At 38.5% G+C, this 12,101-nt stretch carries 12 protein-coding genes and 1 tRNA gene; 7 read left to right on the top strand and 6 right to left on the bottom strand.

Annotation, left to right across the window (positions count from 1 at the left end):
• Positions 1-8 precede the first annotated feature (8 nt).
• The 7 genes from MWU78_RS10390 to MWU78_RS10360 all read left to right on the top strand — a co-directional run bounded on the left by MWU78_RS10390 (position 9) and on the right by MWU78_RS10360 (position 4,432).
• Complete coding sequence (locus tag MWU78_RS10390; protein WP_281503823.1) at positions 9-1,055, top strand: asparaginase; 1,047 nt, start codon at positions 9-11, stop codon at positions 1,053-1,055.
• 66 nt (positions 1,056-1,121) lie between these two features.
• Positions 1,122-1,209: transfer RNA gene (locus MWU78_RS10385), tRNA-Ser, on the top strand.
• Between the two features lie 79 nt (positions 1,210-1,288).
• Positions 1,289-2,038: a MotA/TolQ/ExbB proton channel family protein gene (locus tag MWU78_RS10380; protein WP_103441715.1), complete on the top strand. Its 750-nt coding sequence runs from the start codon at positions 1,289-1,291 to the stop codon at positions 2,036-2,038.
• Between the two features lie 26 nt (positions 2,039-2,064).
• Complete coding sequence (locus MWU78_RS10375) at positions 2,065-2,508, top strand: hypothetical protein (RefSeq protein ID WP_246997632.1); 444 nt, start codon at positions 2,065-2,067, stop codon at positions 2,506-2,508.
• A 14-nt stretch (positions 2,509-2,522) separates the two neighbouring features.
• Complete coding sequence (locus MWU78_RS10370; RefSeq protein ID WP_246997630.1) at positions 2,523-3,143, top strand: biopolymer transporter ExbD; 621 nt, start codon at positions 2,523-2,525, stop codon at positions 3,141-3,143.
• 25 nt (positions 3,144-3,168) lie between these two features.
• Complete coding sequence (locus MWU78_RS10365; protein ID WP_246997628.1) at positions 3,169-3,651, top strand: biopolymer transporter ExbD; 483 nt, start codon at positions 3,169-3,171, stop codon at positions 3,649-3,651.
• An 88-nt stretch (positions 3,652-3,739) separates the two neighbouring features.
• Positions 3,740-4,432 carry a porin family protein gene (locus tag MWU78_RS10360; protein ID WP_246997625.1) on the top strand — a complete coding sequence of 231 codons (693 nt, stop codon included), beginning with the start codon at positions 3,740-3,742 and terminating at the stop codon, positions 4,430-4,432.
• Here the strand turns inward: MWU78_RS10360 and MWU78_RS10355 are convergent.
• From MWU78_RS10355 to pyrH, 6 genes are all read right to left on the bottom strand, one after another.
• Positions 4,427-5,032, bottom strand: a complete 606-nt coding sequence (locus MWU78_RS10355) for a hypothetical protein (RefSeq protein WP_246997623.1) — start codon at positions 5,030-5,032, stop codon at positions 4,427-4,429. The genes MWU78_RS10360 and MWU78_RS10355 overlap by 6 nt on opposite strands.
• The gene (gene rpoN, locus MWU78_RS10350) at positions 5,032-6,489 is read right to left on the bottom strand and encodes an RNA polymerase factor sigma-54 (RefSeq protein WP_246997622.1); all 1,458 of its coding nucleotides are present in this window, start codon (positions 6,487-6,489) and stop codon (positions 5,032-5,034) included. Before rpoN ends, MWU78_RS10355 begins: the two co-directional genes overlap by 1 nt.
• A 40-nt stretch (positions 6,490-6,529) precedes the next feature.
• Complete coding sequence (gene asnS, locus MWU78_RS10345) at positions 6,530-7,963, bottom strand: asparagine--tRNA ligase (RefSeq protein WP_246997619.1); 1,434 nt, start codon at positions 7,961-7,963, stop codon at positions 6,530-6,532.
• 101 nt (positions 7,964-8,064) lie between these two features.
• Positions 8,065-10,467, bottom strand: a complete 2,403-nt coding sequence (locus MWU78_RS10340; protein ID WP_246997617.1) for an MMPL family transporter — start codon at positions 10,465-10,467, stop codon at positions 8,065-8,067.
• A 303-nt stretch (positions 10,468-10,770) separates the two neighbouring features.
• A complete protein-coding gene (gene frr, locus MWU78_RS10335) occupies positions 10,771-11,325 on the bottom strand; it encodes a ribosome recycling factor (protein WP_246997615.1) in 555 nt (184 codons plus the stop codon).
• A 43-nt stretch (positions 11,326-11,368) separates the two neighbouring features.
• Positions 11,369-12,076: a UMP kinase gene (gene pyrH / locus MWU78_RS10330; protein ID WP_246997613.1), complete on the bottom strand. Its 708-nt coding sequence runs from the start codon at positions 12,074-12,076 to the stop codon at positions 11,369-11,371.
• Between the last annotated feature and the right edge of the window lie 25 nt (positions 12,077-12,101).

Below are 12,101 nucleotides of genomic sequence, written 5' to 3'. Positions count from 1 at the left end.
GACTAAAATTGAATAATAGAACTTCAGTAGCCAAAAAAACGAAGATTCTCCTTATTTATACGGGAGGGACCATAGGTATGGTTAAAGATTATGAGTCCGGAGCCTTAAAAGCTTTTAATTTTAACAAATTGCTTAAAAATATTCCAGAGCTCAATCAATTGGACTGCAGCATAGAGAGTGTTTCATTTGAGGAGCCCATAGATTCGTCCAATATGGATGTGGGGCATTGGGTCAATATCGCTGCGATTATTGAGGATCATTATGATACTCATGATGGTTTTGTAGTGCTCCATGGAAGCGATACTATGAGCTATACTTCTTCAGCCTTGAGCTATATGTTGGAGAATTTACAGAAACCAGTGATTTTTACGGGTTCCCAGTTGCCTATTGGTGATTTAAGGACAGACGCCAAGGAGAATCTAATTACTTCGATTCAGATTGCCGCATTGTGGAAAAACAACAAGCCCGTAGTGCAGGAAGTTGGTCTATATTTTGAATATAAATTATATAGGGCAAATAGGACTACCAAGATAAATGCAGAGCATTTTGAGGCTTTTGCCTCCTTAAATTATCCTGCATTAATAGAATCTGGGGTACATTTAAAAGTAAATGAGGAGTATTTATATAGACCGAACTCGGCTAAAAGACTAAAAGTGCATAAAGAAATGGATCAAAATGTATTCATTTTTAAATTATTTCCTGGTTTTAACCAATCTGTGTTGCACAGTGTCCTAAATTCCCCTAACTTAAAGGCAGTGGTTTTGGAGACATATGGCTCAGGAAATGCCCCAACGAACGAATGGTTTGGCTTGGAATTAAAAAAAGCCATGGAAAGAGGAATTTTTATTATTAATGTAACACAGTGTTCAGGAGGCAGTGTTCTTATGGGGCATTATGAAACCAGTAAGCACCTTCAAAAACTACAAGTAATTAATGGTAAGGATATTACAACTGAGGCGGCTATTACCAAGTTAATGTATTTACTTGGTAATAATATTTCCCCAAAGTTGTTCAAAACCATATATGAAACATCTCTCAGGGGTGAAATGCAATAAAAATAACAGTCTAAATTTCTTTAACTAATATTTTTTTTGTTATTTGGCTGCCCGTTAACGAGTACTAGAGAGGTGGCCGAGTGGTCGAAGGCGCACGCCTGGAAAGTGTGTATACCCCACAAGGGTATCGAGGGTTCGAATCCCTTCCTCTCTGCTGTTAAGTTTTAATTTTTATATTGCGAATTTTTTTTATCTTTAACCCTATTAACTAACTAAATTTAAGTTTCAAAGAAATGAAAAGATTATTCTCTATCCTGGCAACGGCTGGGTTATTTGTGGCAGGTACAAATACAGTAAGTGCAAAAGTTGTTGCAGCAGCAGCTATTTTGCAAGATGCGGCTCCAGCGGCAGAAAAAGGATTTACCCAAGTGCTTAAGGAGCAATTTATACAGGGTGGTGCCGGATTTATGGGTATTGTTCTTTTATGTTTGATTCTTGGACTTGCAGTTGCAATCGAAAGAATTATTTATTTAAATCTTGCAACTACGAACACAACAAAACTAAAGCAACAAGTAGAAGATGCTTTGGCTTCAGGTGGTGTTGAAGCTGCTAAGGAAGTTTGTAGAAATACAAAAGGTCCGGTTGCTTCTATCTATTATCAAGGTTTGGAAAGAGCTGGTGACAGTATCGAGTCTGCAGAAAAGGCAGTTGTAGCCTATGGAGGTGTGCAAATGGGTCAATTGGAGAAAAACGTTTCTTGGTTGTCTTTGTTTATCGCGGTAGCTCCGATGCTTGGGTTCATGGGTACGGTAATCGGTATGATTCAGGCCTTCCAGAAAATTGCAGCGGTTGGTAACTTAAGTGCTTCGCTTATTGCAGGTGATATCCAGGTGGCGTTATTAACAACGGTATTTGGTCTTATTACTGCGATTATCCTTCAAATCTTCTACAATTATATCATTGCAAAAATCGACAGTATTGTAAATGATATGGAAGATTCATCAATCGCTTTGATTGATATGTTGGCAGATCACAAAAAATAAGTCGGACACTAAATACTTAAAGTATCATGCATAAAATAGTTAAAATAATATTAGTTGTACTCGGGGTTATCGGGGCCATACTTTGGTTCCAACTTCCTAGTGCAGACGTTCCCGCAACGGAAGCCATAAATAATGGGTCTATGAACTTTATGTTTATTATCACTTATTTATTGTTGGGGATTGCGATAGCGGCCTCGGTTCTTTTTGGATTGATGAATTTATTGACATCCAAAGGGGCCTTAAAGAAAACCTTGTTTGGTGTAGGTGGTCTATTGGTCGTAGTTGTTATTGCTTACGCACTAGCCAATGGAACTGACGTTAATTTGGACGAAATGGCCAGAAAAGGAGTTCCTACTACTGAGAGTACAGTTAAGACCATAGGAATGGGATTGAATGTATTTTTCATACTTACAATAATAGCAGTAGCTGCCATGTTGTGGTCTGGAGTTAAGAAAATGATTAGTAAATAATAAAATATAATATTATGCCAAAAAGAGGAGCACCACCAGAGGTAAATGCGGGTTCTATGGCAGACATAGCGTTCTTATTGCTTATCTTTTTCCTAGTGACTACCACTATTGAGACAGATGCAGGTTTAGATCGTATGTTGCCACCAATAGAGCCGCCGGATACCGATGTGATCATTAAGCAAAAGAATATTTTTCAGGTCAGTATTAACCGTGACGGACAATTATTGGCTGATGAGGAATTAACAAATATCAAGGATTTAAGAGCTAAAGCCATTGCTTTTTTAGACAATGGTGGTGCCCCTTCGGGATCTGCAGATTATTGTAGTTATTGTAAAGGGAAAAGGGATGCGTCTTCATCCGATAGCCCGGCAAAAGCTATTATTTCACTTAAGAATGATAGGGAGACCAAGTACGGTACTTATATAACCGTTCAGAACGAATTGGTTGGTGCTTATAATGATCTTAGGAACAGAGAGGCACAACGTTTGTTCAAGAAGGACTTTACGGATATGGAAGCCGAATATCTTAATCCAGAAACTCCGGACAATGTTCGTGAAGAATTGAAGGAAAAGGTAAAGAGGGTTCAGGATTTGTTTCCACAAAAACTTTCAGAGGCTGAAACATCGTCAAATTAAATTCAGAAGTTAAAAACTAGATACTATGTCAAAATTTAATAAGAAAAAAGATGCGGCTTTACCTGCGGTGAATACAGCATCATTGCCAGATATCGTTTTTATGCTTTTGTTCTTTTTTATGACGGTTACGGTGATGAAAGATAGTACCCTTAAGGTGGAGAACGTTCTGCCAAATGCTACAGAAATTAAAAAACTGGAGAAAAAGGATCGAGTCATTTATATTTATGTTGGGAAACCAACCCGTGAATATGAGAAAGTCTTCGGGACCGAGTCCAAGATTCAGTTGAATGATAAATTTGCTTCAGCATCAGACGTAGGAGATTATATTTTGATGGAAAGGGCCAAAAAGCCTCAAGAATTACAAAATGTATTGACAACTGCACTTAAGGTGGACAAGAATGCCAATATGGGTATTATTTCCGATATTAAACAAGAACTTAGAAAGGTAAATGCTTTGAAGGTTAATTACACTACTTATGAGGGTGATGCTTTCAGGAATTTGCAATAGTTAATAAAAGGATAAGAGAATCAAAACGCTTCAAATGCACATATTTGAAGCGTTTTTTTTATGTTTAATTAATTACCTTTAGAAGTCTATGAGACGCCCCTTTATATTCATAATACTTTTGTTTTCCGGTGCTTTTGTTTTCGGACAGGCTTTGGTAACCAATACGGAGGGGGATAGGAAATATTTGGAAGATCAGTTTTATTTAGGGCTTACCTATAATTTTGCCACCAATCTTCCGGCCGATGTTTCCCAAAGAAACCTTTCTTATGGCCTGCAGGCCGGTTTTATTAAGGATGTTCCCTTAAGTTATCAAAGGAATATGGGTATCGCTATTGGTTTGGGGTATGGTATCAATTCCTATTATACCAATTTGTTGGCTACCCAACAAGGATCAGATGTTGTGTATTCGGTGTTGGATAGTGATGCCGATTTCAAGAGAAACAAAATTGCAACCCATGTCTTGGAGGTCCCCTTTCAGTTTAGGTGGCGCAATTCAACTCCGGAGGAGTATAAGTTTTGGAGGATATATACGGGAATTAAGATGGGCTATGTTTTTGATGGTAGGTCCAAATTCGTTTCAAGCTCAGAGAAAATAGTCTTTGTAAATAAGGATATAAGGGACTTTCAATACGGATTAACCTTAAATGTAGGGTACAATACCTTCAATATTCATATCTATTATGCGCTTAGTTCCTTGTTCAATGATGGGATAACGGGAAATTCGGGGGATCTTATTGAGTTTAAGCCACTTAAAGTGGGGCTTATTTTCTTTATTTTATAGCCAAAATTTAACGGTAAATAATTGGGTAAACAGGCCGATGGCAAAACCAATTAGGACTTCTGCTTTGGTGTGGGCGTTCAAATAAAGTCTGGAGGTGGCTGCTAGGCCGCAAAGTAAAGTCACTATACTAATGGCAATGGTGATGTTGATCTCAAAGTGGATGCTTAGATTTATTAAGAACATTAACAGGCTTCCCATGCCTAAAAGGTGCATACTGCACTTAAAGTTTAGAAATAGTAGTACAAGGGCGCTAAATAAGGCCGCTATAAGGCCTAAAAAATAGTAATGCAACTCTATGGTGAAGTTGTTGGGAATAACTTTCAACAGGACCATTAAAAGCAGTCCTAGGCTAATGTAAAGTGGGTATTTCCTTTCTCGGAGGTTTGGCATGAAAATGGAACTGACGATTCCCAAGTTTCGTAAGATGAAATAAAAAATTATTGGAATAATAATGGTCAATATAAATATGGGCAATATATTGCCGCTCTGCACTTCCAGCGGACTGTATTTGGGAGTAATCAAAAAATAGGCTATGGTGCCTGCAAATGGTACAAAAAGCGGGTGTAGTAGGTAAGATGTGATCTTTAGGAATAGTCGCATTAAATCTGTTTTCTCAACCTAGCTACAGGGATATCCAATTGTTCTCTATATTTTGCTACGGTTCTTCTGGCAATGGGGTAACCTTTTTCTTTTAGTATGGCCGCTAACTTGTCATCTGTTAGCGGTTTTTTCTTGGTTTCTTCGCCAATGACAGTCTCCAATATCTTTTTTATTTCTTTTGTGGAAACATCCTCGCCTTGATCATTTTTCATGGATTCTGAAAAATAGTCCTTGATCAATTTTGTTCCATAGGGAGTGTCAACGTATTTGCTATTTGCTACTCTGGATACTGTGGATACGTCCATGTGGATTCCATCAGCTATGTCCTTTAAGATCATAGGTCGCAGTTTACGCTCATCTCCAGTAAGGAAATACTCTTTTTGATATTCCATGATTTCGTTCATGGTAATGTAAAGTGTTTGTTGGCGCTGTCTTATGGCATCAATAAACCATTTGGCCGAATCCAGCTTTTGCTTAATAAACATTACGGTGTCCTTCTGGGCCTTGGATTTTTCCTTGGAATTTTTGTACCCTTCCAGCATGTTGTTGTACTCCCTTGAAACATGAAGTTCAGGAGCATTTCTTCCATTTAGGGTAAGCTCTAATTCCCCATCTACGATACGAATGGTGAAATCGGGGACCACGTGCTCCACAGTTCTGTTGTTTCCGGAATATGAACCACCTGGTTTGGGGTTTAAGCGCTCAATCTCGGTAATGGCACCCTTCAACTGTTCCTCTGTTATATTGTGTTTCTGAATTAGTTTTTGATAGTGCTTTTTGGTGAATTGTTCAAAGGACTTTTCCAATAATACTATCGCCAATTCAATACTGGGAGTTACTTCTTTTCTCTTTAATTGAATAAGAAGGCACTCTTCCAAAGTTCTAGCGCCTACACCCGCGGGGTCAAGATCTTGAACTATGTGCAACACTTTTTCAATGGTCTTTTCGTCTGTGTATATATTTTGGGTAAATGCCAAATCGTCCATTATGTCCGTAAGCGGCCTTCTTATATATCCACTCTCATCCACACTACCTACCAAGAATTCGGCAATAGACCATTCTTCATCGGATAAATAAATAGTATTTAATTGATTTATTAGGTATTGATTAAAAGAAATTCCGGCGGCATAAGGTACACTTTTCTCTTCGTCATCTGCACTATAGTTATTGGCTTGTGTGCGGTAATCCGGAACTTCGTCATCACTTAAATAATCATCTATATTGATATCTTCGGCACTGATGTTTTCGCTATCAGTTTCGTTATCGTAAAGATCATCAAATTCATCTTCCTGAGTTTCACCTTCTTCTTTTCCAGTTTCCAAGGCAGGGTTTTCCTCCAGTTCTTGTTTTAGTCGTTGTTCAAACGCTTGCGTAGGCAACTGAATCAACTTCATCAACTGTATTTGTTGTGGAGATAATTTCTGCGATAATTTAAACTGTAGGTGTTGTTTCAGCATATAAATTGATAATCTTTCCTATAAAGTTAAAGAATAATGATTAGAATTCGGCATTTTGAGGCGTTCTTGGGAATGGTATTACATCCCTAATATTCCCCATTCCCGTTGCAAACAATACCAACCTTTCAAAACCAAGTCCAAAGCCACTATGTACGGCTGATCCATATTTCCTAAGGTCCAAATACCACCAAAGTTCCTTTTCGTCAATGCCTAGTGCCTGTATCTTCTCCAATAAGATGTCCAAACGCTCTTCACGTTGCGATCCTCCTACTATTTCTCCAATTCCAGGGAAAAGTATATCCATGGCCCTAACCGTTTTGCCATCCTCATTTAAACGCATATAAAAGGCCTTTATTTTTGCAGGATAATCAAATAGTATTACAGGACATTTAAAATGTTTCTCCACTAAATAGCGCTCATGTTCGCTTTGGAGATCTGCTCCCCATTCGTCGATAAGATACTTAAATTGTTTCTTTTTGTTCGGCTTGCAGTTTCTTAATATATCTATGGCTTCCGTGTAGGTTACACGCTTAAAGGTGTTGTCCGACACAAACTTTAGTTTTTCGATCAAAGGCATCTCACTACGTTCTGCCTGTGGTTTGCTTTTTTCTTCGTCCAATAATCGCTGTTCCAAGAATTGTAGGTCCTCCAAACAATTTTCCAAGGCGTACTTAATTACTTCCTTAATAAAATCTTCTGCCAAATCCATGTTGGCATCCAGGTCATTAAAGGCTACTTCAGGTTCGATCATCCAAAATTCGGCCAAATGTCTGGATGTATTGGAGTTTTCTGCCCTAAAGGTAGGGCCAAAGGTGTAAACTTTTCCCAATCCCATGGCGTAAGTTTCTGCTTCCAATTGTCCCGATACCGTTAAATTGGTTTCTTTTCCAAAGAAATCTTCCTTATAATCTATTTCTCCCTTTTCCGTCAAGGGAGGTTTTTTGTTGTCCAAGGTAGATACTCTGAACATTTCTCCGGCTCCCTCCGCATCCGAACCTGTAATTATTGGGGTATGGACGTAAAAGAATCCATTTTTCTGAAAATATTGATGTACTGCAAAAGAGAGTGACGAGCGTACCCTCATAATGGCCGCAAAGGTATTTGTTCGTACCCGAAGATGTGCCTTCTCCCTTAAAAACTCCAAGGAGTGCTTTTTAGGTTGAATTGGATAGATTTCTGGATCCGCTCCCCCGTGTACCTTTATTTCCTTAACCTGTATCTCCAGGGATTGTCCTTTACCTTGACTCTCCACCAATGTACCAGTTATTCCAAGTGCTGCTCCTGTATTTATTTGTTTAAGTATATTTTCATCAAATTCCTCAAAATTTACTACACACTGTATATTGTTTATGGTAGACCCATCGTTCAAGGCAATAAATCTATTGCTTCTGTAGGTTTTTACCCAACCATTAACATTGACCTCTTGGTTTAAATGATCGGCAGATAATAGCTCTTTTACGCTAATTGTATTCATTTGAATTCCTTCTAAATTAAGTGGCAAAGATAGCCTTTTTGCAAAAATATAAATTGAGTATATACCTGTATATTCCAGGTAAAAATATTTTAATAAATAGATTATTCTTCCTTGTCCGGGATATTTAATTCCTCCTTGGGGAGAATGTCTATTTGTGGTTTTTTCAGCACCTGTTTGTTGGCAATGCTTCTTTCCAGGGAAAGCAGTAGTGAGGGCAATAGGATAAGGTTGGCCAGCATAGCGAACAATAAGGTGGCGGAAACTAATGCCCCTAGAGCTACCGTTCCTCCAAAACTTGAAATAACAAATACCGAAAATCCAAAGAACAGGACAATGGAGGTGTAAAACATACTTACTCCGGTTTCTCTCAACGCGGCATAGACCGATTTCTTTATTCTCCAATGGTTGGCTATGAGTTCCTGCCTGTATTTTGCCAAGAAATGTATGGTGTCATCTACAGAAATTCCAAACGCGATACTAAACACCAGTATGGTAGAGGGCTTTATGGGTACACCCACGAACCCCATGACACCTGCCGTTACTACCAGAGGTAATAAGTTTGGTATTAAGGAAATTACGATCATTCTAAACGATCTAAACAAATAGGCCATAAAGAGGGCAATTAGGCCTATGGCCAAAGCCAAGGACATGATCAGGTTTTTCACCAAATATTTGGTCCCCTTTAAAAATAGGAGGGCACTTCCAGTCATGGTAACCTTGTACCTGTCCGAGGGAAATATTTTATCAATATTCTCCCTTAGTTTTGCCTCGATAATTTCCATTCGGGATGTTTTTACGTCCCTCATGTAGGTGGTCATCCGAGCTACTTGTCCTGTACTATCCACAAAACTACTTAGGAGATTGCCGTTATCCGCAGATTTTCTTGCCACATCCATGATAAAAGTATTCTCCTGGGAAGTAGGGAGTTGATAATATTTTGGGATGCCATTGTAAAAGGCCTGTTTGGAATATTTAACAAGGTCTACTACGGAAACCGCTCTGGATAGTTCAGGAATCTCATGAATCACCGTTCCTAATTCATCCATTTTTTTTAGAGTGGACGGTTTTAGGACGCCTTTGGGTCTTTTGGTATCCACCACTATTTCTACCGGCATTATTCCATCAAACTCTTGTTCAAAAAATCGTATGTCCTGAAAAAATTCAGCTTTTTTTGGCATATCTTCTATAGGACTTCCCGAAATATCTATTTGATAAATGCCAATAATGCTGGCTACCAAAAGGGCAATAGAAACAATATAAACCGTAATCCTCCTATCCCTAACAATGCTTTCCATCCAGCTTACAAAAGTTTCTATCCACTTGGTGTTTAAGTGCTTCAGATGTTTGTCTTTTGGAAGCGACATAAAGCTATAGATAATAGGAATTATCAAAAGGGAAAGCACAAATATTCCAATTATATTTATAGAGGCTACAATGCCGAACTCCTTAAGTAATTTACTGTCAGTTATAATAAATGTGGCAAAACCGGAAGCAGTGGTAACATTGGTCATTAAGGTAGCATTGCCAATTTTTGATATTACACGCTGTAATGATAATGCCTGGTTGCCGTGTTTCTTTACTTCTTGTTGGTATTTGTTTATAAGGAAGATACAGTTGGGAATACCGATAACAATAATTAATGGTGGAATAAGGGCAGTTAGTACTGTAATTTCATACTGTAACAGACCTAAAATTCCAAACGCCCACATGACCCCAATAATCACCACGAACATGGAAATAATCGTCGCCCTAAAACTTCTAAAAAAGAAAAAGAAAATTAAAGAGGTAACCCCAAGTGCAGCAAGAATAAATTTCCCTATTTCATCAATGATGTTTTGGGAGTTCATGGTCCTTATGTAGGGCATTCCGGAAATATGCACATCCAGTTGGGTCTCCTTTTCAAAATTTTTGACCAAAGTGGAAAGGTCTTCCAGAATAAAGTCTTTACGTACAGAGGTGTTAACGATATCTTTATCCAAATATATTACACTACGTATGGTGTGTGTTTTTTTGTTGTAGATAAGATTGTCATAAAAGGGTAGGTTGTTAAAAAGGTGATTGGTTAAACTATCTACCTCCTTTTTGGTTTTAGGAGCTTGCTTTAAAAAAGGCCGCATAACAAATTCTTGCTTTACAGTGTCCTTTATGAGCTCTTGCAGGTTATCCGTGGACAATACAAAGTCTACCTCAGGAAATGCCCCCAATTGTTTGCTAAGCTTGTTCCAGCGATTAAATTTTTCAGGGGTAAATAGTGAACTGTCCCTAACCGCTATAACAACTACATTGCCTTCCTCTCCAAATTGTTCTAAAAAAGAAAGGTATTCCAGATTAACAGGATGATGGTCCGGTAAGAGATTGGCCTGTGAATTGGAAAACCTCATTTTGTCCCATTGCATGGACATGAAGATAGTCATGATGGCTAAAAGGACTAGAATTAGAATTCTGTTCCTGAGTATTATCCTTGCTATTTTTGCCCAAAATCCTCGCGTTAACTTTGCAACCATCTAGTGAAACGTCTTATTTTAAAATGCCTTTTTGGGCAAGTAAACCGTTAAATCCAATAAGTCATCCCAATTGTAGAGTAGCTTGTTGAATCCTAAAAATATTCGAGCGCAAAGGTAGAGAATGATTGTTATTGTTCCTAGAAAGCTTGCACTAAATAGTTGGTTATAAGGATGTGCTGCAGACCGAACATTAAACCTGTATGGTAGACTTCTGGTATATTATATTTTAAATGGGTAAATAGTTTGTGGATATTAAAAGAGCGACCAATTGGTCGCTCTTTTAATAAAGGTAATTTTTGATGGTTACACCTTCATAATTTCAATTTCTTTGGCTTCAAGGAAGGCGTCGATCTTTCTTATATATTTGTCTGTAAGTGCCTGTATATCACCTTCAGCGTTCTTTTGTAAATCTTCGGACACTTCTAAGCCCCTAATTTCCTTGTTGGCTTCCTGCCTTGCATTACGAACACCAATTTTGGCGTCCTCTGCTTCCGCTTTGGCCTGTTTTACCAAATCTCTCCTGCGTTCTTCCGTTAGGGGAGGTACGTTGATAATTACGAAATCGCCATTGTTCATAGGATTAAATCCAAGATTGGCGTTCATTATAGCTTTCTCAATTTCGTGCAGCATGTTTTTTTCCCATGGCTGAACGGACAAGGTTCGGGCATCGGGAGTATTCACATTTGCAATTTGGGACAAAGGGGTAGGGGAACCGTAATATTCCACCATTACGCTGGATAACATTACAGGACTTGCTTTTCCCGCCCTAATTTTTATAAACATTTTTTCCAAATGGGCTATGGCACTATCCATTCCTTCCTTGGCAGTGTCCAGTATAAATTGAATTTCTTCGTTCATATGCTATTTTTATTAAATTGATTTAACACAAATAGTGCCAAAACTATAGATTCACGACCGTTCCTATATTTTCTCCTGAAACCAATTTCATAAGGTTTCCTTTTTTGTTCATATCAAAAACCACAATGGGCAATTCGTTTTCCTGGCTTAAGGTAAAGGCGGTGGTGTCCATGACTTTTAGACCTTTTGTCAATACATCCTTAAAGGTGATGGTATCGAACTTCGTGGCTGTTTTGTCCTTTTCTGGGTCGGAGGTATAAATCCCGTCAACCCTGGTACCTTTTAAAATTACATCGGCCTCAATTTCTATGGCCCGTAGAACAGCAGCAGAATCTGTAGTAAAATAAGGGTTGCCTGTGCCTCCTCCAAATATTACAACTCTGCCTTTTTCCAAATGTCGCATGGCGCGTCTTCTGATAAAAGGTTCTGCCACCTCATTTATTTTTATGGCAGATTGTAGCCTGGTTTGTACTCCCTTTAATTCCAAAGCACTTTGTAGCGCCAATCCATTTATTACGGTGGCCAACATGCCCATATGATCAGCTTGTACCCGGTCCATTCCATTGCTGGCTCCGGTCAAGCCCCTAAAAATATTACCTCCACCAATAACAATGGCTACTTCTATACCCTTGTCTACCACTTCTTTGATCTCCTCGGCATATTCGGATAGACGTTGCCCGTCTATCCCATACTGCTTGGTTCCCATTAAGGCTTCCCCGCTGAGTTTTAAAAGTATTCTTTTATATTGCATCTTGATGTTGATTAATTTGAAACAA

The sequence above is a fragment of the Arenibacter sp. F26102 genome, assembly GCF_023015865.1.
Taxonomy (GTDB): Bacteria; Bacteroidota; Bacteroidia; order Flavobacteriales; family Flavobacteriaceae; genus Arenibacter.
This window is presented reverse-complemented; position numbering and strand designations above follow the sequence as displayed.